Genomic DNA, 15,168 nt, shown 5'->3' on the forward strand with positions numbered 1-15,168 from the left:
TAGGGCAGTTCTTGCGCTCCGGCCACCTCGTGGTTCTCAGCCCATCAGCGCCAGGAACCCCGCCACGGTCGCGGCCATCGCCTCGCGGCCCGGGACGAGGTACTTGCGGGGGTCGACGCCCGTCGGGTTCTCGGCCAGGTACGCACGGACGGCACCGGTGAAGGCCGTGTTCAGGGCCGTGCCCACATTGATCTTGCGCATGCCGGAGGCGACCGCCTGGCGGATCTCGTCGTCCGGGACGCCGCTGGAGCCGTGCAGCACCAGCGGGACCGTGACCGCATCGCGCAGCCGGCCGATCAGGGCGTGGTCCAGGGCGGCGGTGCGCTCCGTCATCGCGTGCGAGGAGCCGACCGCGACGGCCAGCGCGTCCACCCCGGTCGCCGCGACATAGGCGGCGGCCTCGGCCGGGTCGGTGCGGACACCGGGGGCGTGCGCGTCGAGCGGCGGCTCGCCCTCCTTGCCACCGACCTTGCCGAGCTCCGCCTCGATCCACACACCGCGCTCGTGACCCCAGGCCACCGCGTCGGCCGTGGCCCGCACGTTCTCCTCGTAGGGGAGCTTCGATGCGTCGAACATGACCGAACCGAAGCCCTCCGCGTGCGCCTGGTGCAGCAGCTCGACGGACTCGACATGGTCGAGGTGGAGGGCGAGCGGCGCGCTGGAGGCGCGGGCGACGGCGGCGGCCGCGGCGGCGACGGCGGAGAGCCGGCCGCCGTGGAACTTCACGGCGTTCTCGGAGATCTGCAGGATGGCGGGCGCCCCGGCGCGTTCCGCGCCCTCGGCGATGGCCTCCGCGTGCTCCAGCGTGATGACGTTGAAGGCGGCGATCCCGCGACGGTCGGCCTGCGCGTCCGAGACGAGTTCACCGGTGCTGACGAGCGGCATGCTGCCCCCTGAAACGTTCTGTTGGCGCGGGTTGGTACGGGGTGGTGCTGGGCCGTGCGGTTGGTACGGGTGGTGGTGCCGGTGCCGGACGGGTGCGCGGCTCACGCAGCGGTCCGGCCCGGCTCAGGCCGTCGTCGGGGCGTACTCCTCGACGACGACGCGCGGCAGCAGCTCCTCGTATGCCGCCCGGTCGAACTCCCCGGCCGCCGGGGCCAGCACCGTCGCCGTTGACAGTGCCACCGCCCTGCGCAGCCGGTCCGGCCAGCTCAGGCCCTCGACGAGGCCGGACAGCAGCCCGGCCACCGCGGAGTCGCCCGCTCCGGTCGGGTTGCCCGCCACCCGGGCGGGCGGTGCGGCCCGCCAGGTGCCGTCGGGCGTGGCGGCGAGCATGCCGTCCGCGCCGAGCGAGGCCATGACACCGTGCGCACCGCGCCGGCGGGCGTCGCGGGTGGCGCGCAGCGGTTCGCGGGAGCCGGTGAGCTGGGCGAGCTCGTCGGCGTTCGGCTTGATCAGGTCGGGGCGGGCGGCGATGCCCCGTCGCAGCGGTTCGCCGCTGGTGTCGAGGAGGACCGGGACCCCGGCGGCGCGGGCCAGGCGGACCAGTTCGGCATACGCACCGACGTGGATGCCGGGCGGCAGGCTGCCGCAGAGGGCGACCGCGTCCGCCTCGCCGAGGAGCTTCTCGTACGTCGTCAGGAAGGCGGCCCATTCCTCGGCGGTGACCTGCGGGCCCGGTTCGTTGAACTGGGTGGTGTCGCCGGTGGACGCATCGACGACGGCGATCGTGCGGCGGGTGTTCCCGGCGACGGCGACGAGGGCGTCGCGCGGCGGGAGGCCGGCCAGCAGCTCGCGGAGCACTGCTCCGGTGGTGCCTCCGGCGAAGCCGGTGACCACGGTGTCGTGGCCGAGCGCGGAGAGCACCTGGGCCACGTTGAGGCCCTTGCCTCCCGGGCGTTCGGAGAGGTCGCGGACGCGGTGGCTGGTGTGCGGAACCAGCGCCGGTACGCCGTAGGTCAGGTCGAGCGCCGTGTTCAGCGTGACCGTGAGGATCACCTCGGCCACCCCTTCGATCCGTGCCGGAGCGCGGATCCCCTTGCCAGAACGCGCATTCCCTGCTGTTGACGAAGCGATCATGTCAAAGAGACGGCGGTCGGCCCAGACCCCGGGACCAACCGCCTCCTCTTCGTTACGCATGCGACCCACCGTCAACCAGGGGCGGAATCAGCCGAGCTGGGGTTCGATGACCCATTCGCCCTTGCGCATGACGCCCTTGAGTACGAAGTCGTCGTCCAGGACCACCAGGTCCGCGTCCTTGCCCGGCTCCAGCGAGCCGACCCTGTCGTACAGGCCGAGCAGCCGCGCCGGGTTGGCGGAGATGGACTCCACGACGTCCTCGACCGGGATCCTGTCGAGGGTGACGGACCGGCGGAACGCGGTGTCCAGGGTGAGCGTAGAGCCCGCGATCGAACCGCCTTCGACGAGCCTGGCGACGCCGTCCCTGACGTCGACGGCGAGCGGGCCCAGCTGGTACCGGCCGTCGCCGAAACCGGCCGCGTCCATCGCGTCCGTGATCAGCGCGACGCGGGAGGCCCCGGCGTGACGGTAGGCCAGTTCCAGGGCGGCCGGGTGCAGATGCGTACCGTCGTTGATCAGCTCGACGGTGATCCGCTCGTCCGCCAGGAGCGCGGCGATCGGGCCGGGCTCGCGGTGGGCGAGCGGCGGCATCGCGTTGAAGAGGTGGGTGGCGACGGTGGCGCCGGCGTCGATCGCCTCGACGGTCTGCTCGTACGTCGCGTCGGTGTGCCCGATCGCGGCGATCACCCCGTGCTCGGCGAGCATGCGCACCGACTCGAGGCCGCCCGGCAGTTCGGTGGCGAGCGTGAACATCTTCGCGGTGCCGCGCGCGGCGTCCATCAGCTTGCGGACCTCGGCCGGGTCCGGGTGGCGCAGCAGCTGTTCGCTGTGCGCGCCTTTGCGGCACGGCGAAATGAACGGGCCCTCGAAGTGGATTCCGGCCAGGTCGCCCTGTTCGACGAGTTCGGAGAGGACGCCGGCCCGCTGGGCGAGGAAGTCCATCTCACCCGTGACGGTGGAGGCGACCAGGGTGGTGGTGCCGTGCTCGCGGTGGGTGCGGACACCGGTGAGCACCTCGTCCACGGTGCCGGAGGTGAAGGAGGCGCCGCCGCCGCCGTGGTTGTGCATGTCGACGAAGCCGGGGACGACCCAGTGGCCGGCCAGTTCGACGGTCCGGGCGTTCTCCGGCGCGCTGCCCGAGATCCGGGCGCCGTCGACGATCACCCGGCCGTTCTCGACGGTTCCGGTGGGGAGTACCACCCTGGCCCCTGCGAGAACCGTGCTGTCTGCGCGTGCGGCCATCAGGCGGATACCTCCGTGGAGAGAAGATCCCAGGCGAGCAGCCCTGCGCCCAGGCATCCGGCGGTGTCCCCGAGGGCCGCCGGGACGATGTGGGGCAGCTTCTGGAACGTGACGCGTTCCTCGACGGCCGCACGGAGTGGTACGAACAACGTTTCCCCTGCCTCTGCGAGACCGCCACCGATGATGAGCATGCGCGGGTCCAGCAGCGTGAGCGCGGTGACCAGCCCGGCGGCGAGCGCGTCGACCGCGTCCTGCCAGACCCGTACGGCCGCGGGATCGCCCGATTCCACGGCCTTGGCGCAGTCCGCGGCGTCGGCGGCGGGGTCACCGGAGGCGGCGGCCCAGGCGCGGCTGACGGCGGAGGCGGAGGCCAGAGTCTCCAGGCAGCCGCGCTGTCCGCAGCCGCAGTCCGGCCCGTCGGGCCGGACCACGATGTGTCCGATCTCGCCCGCGTACCCGTGCGCGCCCGCCTCGATGGTGCCCGCGATGCCGATGGCCCCGGCGATCCCGGTCCCCAGCGGTACGAACAGGAAGCGGTCGGCACCCTTGCCCGCGCCGATCCGGCCCTCGGCGAGGCCGCCGGTCCTGACGTCGTGGCCGAGCGCGACGGGCACCTTGCCGAGCCGCTCGCCGAGCTGGTCCCGCAGGGGTACGTCGTGCCAGCCCAGGTTCGCGGCATAGACCGCGATCCCGTTCTCCGCGTCGACGATGCCGGGGACGGCGACACCGGCCGCGACGGCGCTCTCGCCGAGGTGCTCCTCGCCGTGGGCGCGCAGGTCCGCGGCGAAGGAGAGGATCGACTCCACGACGGCGTCGGGCCCGCGCTCCCTGCCGGTCGCGCGCCGGGCCTCGTGCAGCAGAGTGCCGTCGGCCCCGACCAGTGCGGCCTTCATTCCGGTGCCGCCCACATCGAGGGCGATGACGTGTTTCACGGGGACAGTTTCGCCCGTCGAACCCCGATAGGTCTAGTCCACTAGTGCTGTTTGTTGCGCACCCATACAAAATGATGCGGAGGGCCGGTGCGGACCGTCGGCTCAGGGGGCCAGGATCACGCTGCGCGAGAGATTGCGCGGGTGGTCGGGGTCGTACCCCTTCGACTCCGCGATCTCGACCGCGAGCCGCTGCACCCGGATCAGATCGGCCATCGGGTCGGCCGTGGCATGGGCGGCCAGCGTGCCGCCGACCCCCGCGACCTCGCCCGCCAGCCCCTCGGGCAGCGCTCCGAACACCCAGGTGACCCGGTTCGGCCCGGTGATCGAGATCGGGCCGTGCCGGTACTCCATCGCCGGGTACGACTCGGTCCAGGCGCCGGCCGCCTCGCGCATCTTCAGCCCGGCCTCCTGGGCGAGCCCGTACGTCCAGCCGCGCCCCAGGAACGTCCACTGCTCGGCCGCGACGACCGCCTCCGCCAGCGGCTCGGTCACCGCGAGCTCCGCGTCGACCGCGGCCTCGGCGACCGTCTTCACCCCTGCCGGGAGCGGACCCGCCGCCTCCAGGCCGGCCCGCAGGAAGGCCAGTGCGGTGGTGGCGAACCGGGTCTGGACGACGGACTCCTCGTCCGCCCAGTCCAGTACGGCCACGGCGTCGGCGGCGTCCATGACGGGCGTCTTCGGATCGCCGGTCAGTGCCACCGTCGCGACTTTCCCGCGCAGCTCGCCGAGGAGCGCGAGCACCTCGGTCGTCGTGCCGGAGCGGGTGATGGCCACGACCCGGTCGTACCGACGGCCCACGGGGAACTCCGACGCGGCGAACGCGTCGGTCTCGCCCTGTCCGGCCGCCTCGCGCAGCGCCGCGTACGCGATCGCCATGAACCAGGAGGTGCCGCACCCGGTGACGGCGACCCGCTCGCCCGGCCGGGGCAGGCCGTCGAACGCGGCCCCCGCCGCTGCGGCACGCCGCCAGCAGCCGGGCTGGGTGGCGATTTCGGATGCGGTACGGGACATGCTGGACGGCTCCTCGGTGCGGGGGAGAACGGTGGCGACGGTCTCTGCCGGAACAGGGGCACACAAAGGTCCAGACCATGAAATGCCGTGCGCCGGGATGTACTTAACCGCCGGTCCGGTCCCGGTGCAACGGCACCCCGGGACCATTTGGACACAGGTCCGGTTACGATGCGGAAGCGATACTTCTCTGGTGTAGACCTCAGTTGCAGCCATGGGTCAAAATCGCAGCTCATCCGGACGGTCGGGTGTTCGCCGAAACGATGAGGATGGACTGGCTGTGCAGCGGCGCTACTTGGGACTGACAGCGGCGGCAGCCGCACTGGGCATGACGGCAACGTTGTCCGGCTGCGGCACCGGCACCGGCTCGGGGGATGTCACCCTCACGCTCGTCGCGGCCGACTACGGCACCAGTGCGGCGAACAGTTCCGAGAAGTACTGGGACGATCTCGCCCGGAAATTCGAGGCGGCCCACAAGAACATCAAGGTCGACGTCCACGTCTACTCGTGGAAGGACGTCGACCGCAAGGTCGCCGAGATGGTGGAGAGCGGGCACGCCCCGGACATCGCGCAGATCGGCGCCTACGCGGACTACGCCAAGGCCGGGAAGCTCTACAGCGCGGACGAGATGCTCGCCATCCGCACCCAGGCCAACTTCCTGCCGCGACTGGCCGACGCGGGCCAGTACAACCAGACCCAGTACGGACTGCCGTTCGTCGCCAGCACCCGGCTGCTCTTCTACAACAAGACGTCCTTCAGCCGGGCGGGCCTGGACGCCCCGAAGACCTGGGACGACATCCGCAACGACGCGGCGGTGCTCAAGCAGCGGGGCGTCACCTACCCGTTCGCGCTGCCGCTCGGTCAGGAGGAGTCCCAGGCCGAGACCATGATGTGGCTGCTCAGCGGGGGCGGCGGCTACACGGACGACATGGGCTCGTACACCATCGACTCGCCCGAGAACATCAACACGTTCGACTGGCTGAAGACCAACCTGGTCGACAAGGGCCTGGTCGGCCCGGTGGCGCCCGGAAAGCTGGACCGCGCGAAGGCGTTCGACGCGTTCACGCGCGGCGATGTGGGGATGCTGAACGGCCATCCGACGCTGATGCAGGAGGCCGAGAAGCGGGGCGTGAAGGTCGGCATGGTGCCGCTGCCCGGCATCGACGGCCCCACCGAGGGGTCGATGGGCGTCGCCGACTGGATCATGGGCTTCAAGCAGAACAACCACCGTGAGGCCATCGGCACGTTCTTCGACTACATGTTTGAGGACAAGAACGTGGTGGCCTTCGCCGACGAGTACGACCTGCTGCCGGTCACCGACAGCGCGTCCGAGGCGATGGAGACGGACGCCAAGCACAAGCCGCTGCGCCAGTTCCTGGACGCGCTGCCGAACTCGGAGTTCTACCCCGTCGGCAAGACGTCCTGGGCGAAGACGAGCGAACTGATCAAGGAGAAGATCGGCCAGGCCGTGGAGCCGGGCGGAAACCCGACGGGCGTGCTGGGCGAGATAGCGCGCGCGGCCCATGTGGCGGAGGACGCGGAGTAGCGGGCTGCGGGGTGGGCATTATGTTGGCTGATATGACCACCCCCGAGGACGGCCCCGACGCGACGCAGCCGGCTGCGCCGGCGCGGCCGGGGCTCTCCGAACGGGAACGCGCGGTACTGGCGCTGGAACGGCGGTCGTGGCCGGGGCCTGGCGCGAAGGAGCGCGAGATCCGCGAGGGGCTCGGGATATCGCCGACGCGCTACTACCAGCTGCTGAACGCGTTGCTGGACGACCGGCGGGCGCTGGCGGAGGACCCGGTGACGGTCAACCGGCTGCGGCGCGTACGGGAGGCCCGGCGCGGGCGCCGGTGACACATCAGGCCCGCCCGGCGTCCGGGGGCATCCTGTCGGCCCCTTTCGGCGACCGAGGGCGCAGGGGCCCGGGGGTGAAACCGCGGTTACGGGAAGGACCGGGCAGCGGGCCGTCCCTGCCGCAGGCGCCACCCGTAGCCGGACCCCCGCACCCCCGCTAGGCTCGCCCCATGGGCAGCAACCCGGCACATCCCCTTCCCACCCCCACCACCCCGGCCGGCCGCGAAGGCCTCGCCGCCCTTCTCGCCCGTCCCGATCGCGCCGTGGTCGCCCTCGATTTCGACGGCACCCTCGCCGACATCGTCCCGGACCCGGAGCAGGCCCGCGCCCACCCCGGCGCCGTCCCGGCCCTCGCCGCGCTCGCCCCGAAGGTCGCCTCCGTCGCAGTGATCACCGGCCGGCCCGCCGGCGTCGCGGTCCGGCACGGCGGCTTCGCGGGCGTCCCGGGTCTCGATCACCTCGTCGTCCTCGGCCACTACGGCGCCGAACGCTGGGACGCCGTCTCCAGCACCGTCCACGCCCCCGCCCCGCACCCCGGTGTGGCCGCGGCCCGTGCCGAACTCCCGGGCGTGCTCGATCTGTTCGGGTCGTGGCACGGCACGTGGATCGAGGAGAAGGGGCAGGCGCTCGCCGTCCACACCCGCCGCGCCGCCGACCCGCAGGCCGCCTTCGACGCGTTGCGCGCCCCGCTCGGTGACCTCGCCGCCCGGCACGGGCTGATCGTCGAGCCGGGGCGCCTCGTCCTGGAGCTGCGCCCGCCCGGCACGGACAAGGGTGTGGCGCTGGCGGAGTACGTACGCGAGACGGGCGCCGAGTCCGTCCTGTACGCCGGGGACGACCTGGGCGACCTCGCCGCCTACGCCGCCGTGGAGAAGCTCCGCGCGGAGGGCCCCGGCGGCACCCCGGGCCTGCTGGTGTGCAGCGGAAGCGCCGAGGTGCCCGAACTAGCCGAACGTGCGGACCTGTTGCTGCCGGGACCGGCGGCAGTGGTCGGCTTCCTCGCGGCCCTCGCCGAGCACATCTGACACGCGCCGCCCGGCACCGGCGCCACGGCCCCGGACGGGTCACTGCCCCCGCAGCGCCTCCAACTGCTCCAGGAACCACTGCTGCGGCGGCAGCGCGGTCGCGGCGGCGGCCAGCCGTTTCGACCGCTCCGCCCGCTCCCCGTCCGGCATCGTCAGCGCCGCGTGCAGGGCCACCGCCGTCGCCGACACGTCGTACGGGTTCACCACGATCGCGTCCGCGCCCAGCTCCTCGTACGCCCCCGCCTCCCGCGACAGCACCAGCGCGCAGCCCTGGTCGGAGACCACCGGGACCTCCTTCGCGACGAGGTTCATGCCGTCGCGGATCGGGTTGACGAGCGCCACGTCCGCCAGTCGGTACGCCCCCAGCGAGCGCGCGAAGTCGTCGTTCACATGCAGCAGGACCGGGGTCCAATCGGGTGTCCCGTAGGCTGAGTTGATGTCGTCCGCCAGCCGCTGCACCTCGGCCGTGTACTCCCGGTACACCGTCAGGTCCTGCCGCGACGGGTACGCGAACGCCACATGCACCACCCGCTCGCGCCACTGCGGGCGGGTGGTCAGCAGCTCCCGGTACGCCAGCAGCCCGCGCACGATGTTCTTGGACAGCTCCGTACGGTCCACCCGCACGATCGTCTTGCGGCCGGTGCCGCCCACCTGCTCCCGCAGCACCGCCATCCGCTCGTCCACGTCCGCCTCGTGCGCGCGGCGGCGCAGGAAGTCCGCGTCCGCCCCCAGACCGTGCACGCCGATCGTCGTCCGGCCCGTGCCGCCCAGGATCTCCGTGCAGCAGGCGGTGAACGCGTCGGCCCACCGCCGGGTCAGGAAGCCCGCCCGGTCCGCGCCGAGCATGCCGCGCAGCAGCTGCTCCGCGATGTCGTCGGGCAGCAGCCGGAAGTAGTCGACCGGGGCCCACGGGGTGTGCGAGAAGTGACCGATCCGCAGGTCGGGCCGCAGCTCACGGAGCATGCCCGGGACCAGGGCCAGGTGGTAGTCCTGCACCAGCACCGCCGCACCCTCGCCCGCCTCTTCGGCGAGCGCCTGCGCGAAGGCCTGGTTGTACGTCTCGAACGACGCCCACTGCCGGCGGAACTCCGCGTCGAAGACCGGATCCAGCGGCGTCTGGTACAGCATGTGATGCACGAACCAGAGCACCGAGTTCGCGATGCCGTTGTACGCGTCGGCGTGGACATCGGCGTCGATGTCGAGCATCCGCACACCCGGCTCGGCGATTCCGTGCCGGACCGCCGCCCTGTCCCCGTCGCCGAGCGCCGCGCAGACCCACAGCTTGTCCTCGACCGCGCTGAGCCCGGAGACGAGCCCGCCGCCGCCCCGTCTGGCGCCGATCGAACCGTCCGCGCGCAGCGCGTACGAGACGGGGCCGCGGTTGGACGCGACGAGTACCTGGGCGGCGGGCGTGATCGCGTGCTCGGAGACCATGTTGCGGAATCTAGCCCGATCGCGAACCGCCCAAACGTGCGAAGTCAGGCCACGTCAGGCGGCGCGGCGTGAAACGTACTCGCCGATCTCGCACATCGGCGGCCGTTCCTCCGTGTCCACCGGATGTGTGAACGGCACGAAACCGTCCTCGCCCCGCTCGAACTGGGTGAGCGAAGGCCGCACCAGATGCCCCCGGGAGAGACGCAGTTGCGCGGTCCGGTAGATCGCCGCCGCCATCCGGCCCAGCGCCTGACCGTCCTGGTGGCGGTGTTTCCTGACCCCGACGTCGACCTGCGCCAGCGCGTCGAGCCCCACCGTGTGCAGCGCATCCACCAGCAGGCCCAGTTCCACCCCGTAGCCGACCGGGAACGGCAGCCGCTCCAGCAGCGAGCGCCGCACCGCGTACTCGCCGCCCAGCGGCTGGACGAAGCCGGCCAGCTGTGGCCAGTGCAGGTTGAGCAGCGGGCGGGCCACCAGTTCCGTGACGCGGCCACCCTGGCCTGCCGCTTCCCCCAGCGGGCGGTCGTACATCGCCTTCACGAACTGCACCCCGGGATCGGTCAGCAACGGGCCGACGATGCCGGAGACGAAGTCCGCGGAGAAGTCCTTGAGGTCGGCGTCGATGAAACAGACGATGTCGCCGGTGGTGACCAGGAGTGACCGCCACAGGACCTCTCCCTTGCCGGGGAGCGCGGGTATCCGGGGGAGTATCGCGTCGCGGTGGACCACCCGGGCGCCCGCCGTCCGGGCGACATCCGCGGTGGCGTCCGTCGACCCGGAGTCGATCACCACCAGCTCGTCGACCAGCGGCACCTTCTCCATCAGCTCGCGCCGGATCGTCTCCACGATCGCGCCGACCGTGGCCTCCTCGTTGAGAGCGGGCAGCACGACGCTGACGCTCCCACGCCGGGGATCCCTGGCGCCAAGGCTTGCCTTGGCGCCAGGGAGCCGGTCCAGTGGGCGGTCGGCGACCGACCAGGAGCGCCTGGCCAGCCAGCGTTCGACCTCTTCCAGCACGGTCGATACTCCCTGTATGTGATCCATCTCGCGGTTCGGACGGCTATCTCGACCGTCCGGTGCTTCAGTTACAGTCTTGAACAACGCGGATGGCCGTCGCATGTCGGGGTCGGTCCGCAAACAAATGCCTGGGTCGATGATCCAGTGCCACAGCGCTCATCCAGAGGGACTGAGGGAACGGCCCGTTGAAGTCCCGGCAACCCTCCTGCCGACCGCGAGGTCAGGTGGGGAAGGTGCCAATTCCGTCTCGTGGCGAAACGCGTCGCGAGGAAGATGAGGAGAAAGGGCCTCGCCATCATGGCTACGCAGACTGTTGCAGTAAGCACCGATTTTTCCGCCGACGCCGTCGACCTCGGTCCCGCCGCGGCACTCTCCTGTCGCGAATGCGGAGAGCGTTTCGACCTCGGCCCCATTTTCGCCTGCGCCTCGTGTTTCGGGCCGCTCGAAGTGGCGTACGACCTGCCGAGCGGCTCCCCGGACGAGCTGAAGAAGCGCATCGAAGCCGGGCCGAACAACATCTGGCGTTACGCGCCGCTGCTGCCGGTCCCCGCCGATGTGGCCGACAAGCCCAACATCAACCCCGGCTTCACCAAGCTGGTCAAGGCCGACAACCTCGCCCGTGAACTGGGCGTCACCGGCGGCCTGTACGTCAAGGACGACTCCGGCAACCCGACGCACTCCTTCAAGGACCGCGTCGTCGCGATCGCCGTCGAGGCCGCCCGCGCCTTCGGCTTCACCACGCTCTCCTGCTCCTCCACCGGCAACCTCGCAGGCGCCGTCGGCGCCGCCGCCGCCCGGGCCGGACTGCGGTCCTGCGTGTTCATCCCGCACGACCTGGAGCAGGGCAAGGTCGTCATGGCCGCGGTGTACGGCGGCGAACTGGTCGGCATCGAGGGCAACTACGACGACGTCAACCGCTTCTGCTCGGAGCTCATCGGCGACCCGCTCGGCGAGGGCTGGGGCTTCGTCAACGTGAACCTGCGGCCGTACTACGGCGAGGGTTCCAAGACCCTCGCGTACGAGATCTGCGAGCAGCTCGGCTGGCAGCTGCCCGACCAGCTCGTCATCCCGATCGCCTCCGGCTCGCAGCTCACGAAGATCGACAAGGGTCTGCAGGAGCTGATCAAGCTCGGTCTCGTGGAGGACAAGCCGTACAAGATCTTCGGCGCCCAGGCCGAGGGCTGCTCCCCGGTCTCCACGGCCTTCAAGGCCGGTCACGACGTCGTGCGCCCGCAGAAGCCGGACACCATCGCCAAGTCCCTGGCGATCGGCAACCCGGCCGACGGCCCGTACGTCCTGGACATCGCCCGCCGGACCGGCGGCGCCGTCGAGGACGTCGACGACCAGCAGATCGTCGACGCGATCAAGCTGCTGGCGCGCACCGAGGGCATCTTCGCCGAGACGGCGGGCGGGGTGACGGTCGGCGTGACGAAGAAGCTGATCGAGGCCGGTCTGCTGGACCCGACGCTCACCACCGTCGTCCTGAACACCGGTGACGGACTGAAGACGCTGGACGCGGTCGCCCCGACCACCGGCCCGACCGCGACGATCCGGCCCAGCCTGGACGCGTTCCGCGACGCCGGTCTCGCCCGCAGCTGATCCGACCACCCGAGGCACAAGGAAGGCACCCACATGAGCGTCAAGGTCCGTATCCCCACCATCCTGCGCACCTACACGGGCGGTCAGGCCGAGGTCGCGGCCGAGGGCACGACCCTCTCCCAGGTCATCGAGTCGCTGGAGCAGAACCACCCGGGCATCGCCGCCCGCGTCCTGGACGACCAGGGCAAGCTGCGCCGGTTCGTGAACGTGTACGTCAACGACGACGACGTGCGCTTCGAGGGCGGCCTGGAGACGGCCACCCCGGACGGTGCGGGCATCTCGATCATTCCGGCGGTCGCGGGCGGCTGCTGACCCGCCGTCGGCGCGGCGGCGGACCCCGGGTCCGTCCTGCGGCGTCGTCCTCGCCGGCCTCGGCGGCCGGCTGCACGGTGTCACCGCAATTGCCCCCTCTGCGAGCTGAGCAGAGGGGGCAATTCTGCATGGTTGAGCGCGGTAGAGTTGGGAAGTCCCCATCGCTGCCCGCGCCGACCGCATATGAGAATGCGCCCGCCCGCGACAAGATGCAGCCAAAGTGCTCGAACTCCTTGCGCCATTAGTGGCCTTTGCCCGGCCCGAGTTGCCCTGGAATCGCATGAATTCCGTATATTCGGGCGTTCGGTGCCGCTCAGAATTCTCGTCCGATTGACCTGTTGCAGAGGGCAGTTGGGCAGATACATTCAGCCGCGGTCGACGCGTTCCGGCGCACGCACCCTCTCCTGTCGGAGGGTGAGTTCTGACCCGGGTCCGCGAAGTGCGGTCCTGTGCAAGGGCCAGTAATAGGGGAGTTAGGCATGGCTCAGGGCACCGTCAAGTGGTTCAACGCGGAGAAGGGGTACGGCTTCATCGCGGTCGACGGTGGTGCGGATGTTTTCGTCCACTACAGCGCGATCCAGATGGACGGGTACCGCACCCTCGAAGAGGGTCAGCGAGTTGAATTCGAAATCTCGCAGGGCCAGAAGGGGCCGCAGGCGGACATGGTCAAGCTCGCCGTCGGCTGAGCTCGGCGCAGTCGGCCAACGACACCACTCACGCATGAAGGGTCCGTACCCGCCAGGGGACGGGCCCTTCACGCGTGCCCCGCGCGCCACGCCGCCTCGGTGCCCCGTCCGTCGGGCCGCCCCTTGCCCGATGTGCCGGCGCCCGGCTTCCGGGTTGTCCACAACCGCCGGGGGCGCTTGCACTCGTGAGGGTCGAGTGCTAATCATTGGCGTTAGCACTCTCCAGGTGAGAGTGACAGAATTTGGACCGGGCCGGTGAGGCCCGCAGGCCTGGTGGGGCAAGGAACCGCCGGGCGCGCAGGCCGTCCGTCGCGGGCGCCACTCGGTCCGGAGAAATCCACCCCTGTCCGGGAGGACCACTTCACATGGCCAAGATCATCGCGTTCGACGAGGAGGCACGGCGCGGTCTCGAGCGCGGGATGAACCAGCTCGCCGACGCCGTCAAGGTCACCCTTGGCCCCAAGGGCCGCAACGTCGTCCTCGAGAAGAAGTGGGGCGCGCCCACGATCACCAACGATGGTGTTTCCATCGCCAAGGAGATCGAGCTCGAGGACCCGTACGAGAAGATCGGCGCCGAGCTGGTCAAGGAAGTCGCCAAGAAGACGGACGACGTCGCCGGCGACGGTACGACCACCGCCACCGTTCTCGCCCAGGCGCTCGTCCGCGAGGGCCTGCGCAACGTCGCCGCGGGTGCCAACCCGATGGCCCTCAAGCGGGGCATCGAGAAGGCCGTCGAGGCCGTCTCCGCCGCTCTGCTGGAGCAGGCCAAGGACGTGGAGACCAAGGAGCAGATCGCTTCGACGGCCTCCATCTCCGCCGCCGACACCCAGATCGGCGAGCTCATCGCCGAGGCGATGGACAAGGTCGGCAAGGAAGGCGTCATCACCGTCGAGGAGTCCCAGACCTTCGGTCTGGAGCTGGAGCTCACCGAGGGTATGCGCTTCGACAAGGGCTACATCTCGGCGTACTTCGCCACCGACATGGAGCGCATGGAGTCGTCCCTGGACGACCCGTACATCCTCATCGTCAACTCCAAGGTCAGCAACGTGAAGGACCTCCTTCCGCTGCTGGAGAAGGTCATGCAGTCCGGCAAGCCGCTGCTGATCATCGCCGAGGACGTCGAGGGCGAGGCCCTGTCGACCCTGGTCGTCAACAAGATCCGTGGCACCTTCAAGTCCGTCGCCGTCAAGGCTCCGGGCTTCGGTGACCGCCGCAAGGCCATGCTCGGCGACATCGCCATCCTCACCGGTGGCACGGTCATCTCCGAGGAGGTCGGTCTCAAGCTCGAGAACGCCGGCCTGGACCTGCTGGGCCGCGCCCGCAAGGTCGTCATCACCAAGGACGAGACCACGATCGTCGACGGTGCCGGTGACAGCGACCAGGTTCAGGGTCGCGTCAACCAGATCCGTGCCGAGATCGAGAACTCCGACTCGGACTACGACCGCGAGAAGCTCCAGGAGCGCCTGGCGAAGCTGGCCGGCGGCGTGGCCGTCATCAAGGCCGGTGCCGCCACCGAGGTCGAGCTCAAGGAGCGCAAGCACCGCATCGAGGACGCCGTTCGCAACGCGAAGGCGGCCGTCGAAGAGGGCATCGTCGCCGGTGGTGGCGTCGCGCTGCTGCAGGCTTCCGCCGTCTTCGAGAAGCTGGAGCTCTCGGGTGACGAGGCGACCGGCGCCAACGCCGTCAAGCTGGCGCTGGAGGCCCCGCTCAAGCAGATCGCCGTCAACGGTGGTCTCGAGGGTGGCGTCGTCGTCGAGAAGGTGCGCAACCTGCCGATCGGTCACGGCCTCAACGCCGCGACCGGCGAGTACGTCGACATGATCGCCGAGGGCATTCTCGACCCGGCGAAGGTCACGCGCTCCGCTCTGCAGAACGCCGCGTCGATCGCCGCGCTGTTCCTGACCACCGAGGCCGTCATCGCCGACAAGCCGGAGAAGGCCTCTGCGGCCGCTCCGGGCGGCATGCCGGGCGGTGACATGGACTTCTGATCCTGACGGATCAGTAGTTCGATCGCACATCGGCCCCCGGGACCTTTAC

The 15,168-nt window shown here is 70.6% G+C and carries 14 protein-coding genes and 1 riboswitch; of the genes, 7 read left to right on the forward strand and 7 right to left on the reverse strand.

All coding sequences use genetic code 11. The features are described from left to right. Positions 1-36: 36 nt before the first annotated feature. From LRD69_RS18095 to LRD69_RS18115, 5 genes are all read right to left on the reverse strand, one after another. The gene (locus LRD69_RS18095; protein ID WP_277327618.1) at positions 37-885 is read right to left on the reverse strand and encodes a class II fructose-bisphosphate aldolase; all 849 of its coding nucleotides are present in this window, start codon (positions 883-885) and stop codon (positions 37-39) included. Between the two features lie 123 nt (positions 886-1,008). Beyond that, positions 1,009-1,938: a 1-phosphofructokinase family hexose kinase gene (locus tag LRD69_RS18100; protein WP_277329775.1), complete on the reverse strand. Its 930-nt coding sequence runs from the start codon at positions 1,936-1,938 to the stop codon at positions 1,009-1,011. A gap of 168 nt (positions 1,939-2,106) precedes the next feature. Beyond that, positions 2,107-3,261, reverse strand: a complete 1,155-nt coding sequence (gene nagA / locus LRD69_RS18105; protein ID WP_277327619.1) for an N-acetylglucosamine-6-phosphate deacetylase — start codon at positions 3,259-3,261, stop codon at positions 2,107-2,109. Continuing rightward, positions 3,261-4,193 carry an ROK family protein gene (locus tag LRD69_RS18110; protein WP_277327620.1) on the reverse strand — a complete coding sequence of 311 codons (933 nt, stop codon included), beginning with the start codon at positions 4,191-4,193 and terminating at the stop codon, positions 3,261-3,263. The genes nagA and LRD69_RS18110 overlap by 1 nt, the downstream gene beginning before the upstream one ends. A gap of 102 nt (positions 4,194-4,295) precedes the next feature. After that, positions 4,296-5,204, reverse strand: a complete 909-nt coding sequence (locus LRD69_RS18115) for a sugar isomerase (protein ID WP_277327621.1) — start codon at positions 5,202-5,204, stop codon at positions 4,296-4,298. Between the two features lie 325 nt (positions 5,205-5,529). On the opposite strand from LRD69_RS18115, the gene LRD69_RS18120 reads away from it, so the two are divergent. The 3 genes from LRD69_RS18120 to otsB all read left to right on the forward strand — a co-directional run bounded on the left by LRD69_RS18120 (position 5,530) and on the right by otsB (position 8,083). Next, positions 5,530-6,747, forward strand: coding sequence for an extracellular solute-binding protein (locus tag LRD69_RS18120; RefSeq protein WP_277329776.1), 1,218 nt, complete (start codon positions 5,530-5,532; stop codon positions 6,745-6,747). A 32-nt stretch (positions 6,748-6,779) separates the two neighbouring features. Beyond that, entirely contained in the window at positions 6,780-7,058 is a 279-nt protein-coding gene (locus tag LRD69_RS18125; protein WP_277327622.1) for a DUF3263 domain-containing protein, read from the forward strand. A 170-nt stretch (positions 7,059-7,228) separates the two neighbouring features. Beyond that, on the forward strand, positions 7,229-8,083 hold the full coding sequence (gene otsB / locus LRD69_RS18130) for a trehalose-phosphatase (protein ID WP_277327623.1): 855 nt from the start codon (positions 7,229-7,231) through the stop codon (positions 8,081-8,083). Between the two features lie 39 nt (positions 8,084-8,122). On the opposite strand, the gene LRD69_RS18135 is transcribed toward otsB, so the two are convergent. Both LRD69_RS18135 and LRD69_RS18140 read right to left on the reverse strand, forming a co-directional pair. Next, the gene (locus tag LRD69_RS18135; RefSeq protein WP_277327624.1) at positions 8,123-9,517 is read right to left on the reverse strand and encodes a trehalose-6-phosphate synthase; all 1,395 of its coding nucleotides are present in this window, start codon (positions 9,515-9,517) and stop codon (positions 8,123-8,125) included. A gap of 54 nt (positions 9,518-9,571) precedes the next feature. Continuing rightward, a complete protein-coding gene (locus LRD69_RS18140) occupies positions 9,572-10,534 on the reverse strand; it encodes a glucosyl-3-phosphoglycerate synthase (RefSeq protein ID WP_277327625.1) in 963 nt (320 codons plus the stop codon). Positions 10,535-10,687: 153 nt separating this feature from the next. Further along, a riboswitch (SAM riboswitch) is annotated at positions 10,688-10,814 on the forward strand. 17 nt (positions 10,815-10,831) lie between these two features. Here LRD69_RS18140 and thrC point away from each other — a divergent pair. From thrC to groL, 4 genes are all read left to right on the forward strand, one after another. Further along, a complete protein-coding gene (gene thrC, locus LRD69_RS18145) occupies positions 10,832-12,133 on the forward strand; it encodes a threonine synthase (RefSeq protein ID WP_277327626.1) in 1,302 nt (433 codons plus the stop codon). A 33-nt stretch (positions 12,134-12,166) separates the two neighbouring features. Continuing rightward, positions 12,167-12,445 (forward strand): ubiquitin-like small modifier protein 1, encoded by a 279-nt coding sequence (locus LRD69_RS18150; protein WP_277327627.1) that lies wholly within the window; start codon positions 12,167-12,169, stop codon positions 12,443-12,445. A 479-nt stretch (positions 12,446-12,924) separates the two neighbouring features. Further along, on the forward strand, positions 12,925-13,131 hold the full coding sequence (locus LRD69_RS18155; protein ID WP_003967346.1) for a cold-shock protein: 207 nt from the start codon (positions 12,925-12,927) through the stop codon (positions 13,129-13,131). Positions 13,132-13,496: 365 nt separating this feature from the next. Further along, the gene (gene groL, locus LRD69_RS18160) at positions 13,497-15,119 is read left to right on the forward strand and encodes a chaperonin GroEL (RefSeq protein WP_037692815.1); all 1,623 of its coding nucleotides are present in this window, start codon (positions 13,497-13,499) and stop codon (positions 15,117-15,119) included. The last annotated feature ends 49 nt before the right edge of the window (positions 15,120-15,168 follow it).

The organism is Streptomyces sp. JH14 (assembly GCF_029428675.1).
Taxonomy (GTDB): Bacteria; Actinomycetota; Actinomycetes; order Streptomycetales; family Streptomycetaceae; genus Streptomyces.

Coding starts and splice junctions, on each gene's coding strand:
- LRD69_RS18095 (WP_277327618.1), bottom strand. CDS start 885: ATGCCGCTCGTCAGCACCGGTGAACTCGTCTCGGACGCGCAGGCCGAC.
- nagA (WP_277327619.1), bottom strand. CDS start 3,261: ATGGCCGCACGCGCAGACAGCACGGTTCTCGCAGGGGCCAGGGTGGTA.
- LRD69_RS18115 (WP_277327621.1), bottom strand. CDS start 5,204: ATGTCCCGTACCGCATCCGAAATCGCCACCCAGCCCGGCTGCTGGCGG.
- LRD69_RS18120 (WP_277329776.1), top strand. CDS start 5,530: ATGACGGCAACGTTGTCCGGCTGCGGCACCGGCACCGGCTCGGGGGAT.
- LRD69_RS18125 (WP_277327622.1), top strand. CDS start 6,780: ATGACCACCCCCGAGGACGGCCCCGACGCGACGCAGCCGGCTGCGCCG.
- otsB (WP_277327623.1), top strand. CDS start 7,229: ATGGGCAGCAACCCGGCACATCCCCTTCCCACCCCCACCACCCCGGCC.
- LRD69_RS18135 (WP_277327624.1), bottom strand. CDS start 9,517: ATGGTCTCCGAGCACGCGATCACGCCCGCCGCCCAGGTACTCGTCGCG.
- thrC (WP_277327626.1), top strand. CDS start 10,832: ATGGCTACGCAGACTGTTGCAGTAAGCACCGATTTTTCCGCCGACGCC.
- LRD69_RS18150 (WP_277327627.1), top strand. CDS start 12,167: ATGAGCGTCAAGGTCCGTATCCCCACCATCCTGCGCACCTACACGGGC.
- LRD69_RS18155 (WP_003967346.1), top strand. CDS start 12,925: ATGGCTCAGGGCACCGTCAAGTGGTTCAACGCGGAGAAGGGGTACGGC.
- groL (WP_037692815.1), top strand. CDS start 13,497: ATGGCCAAGATCATCGCGTTCGACGAGGAGGCACGGCGCGGTCTCGAG.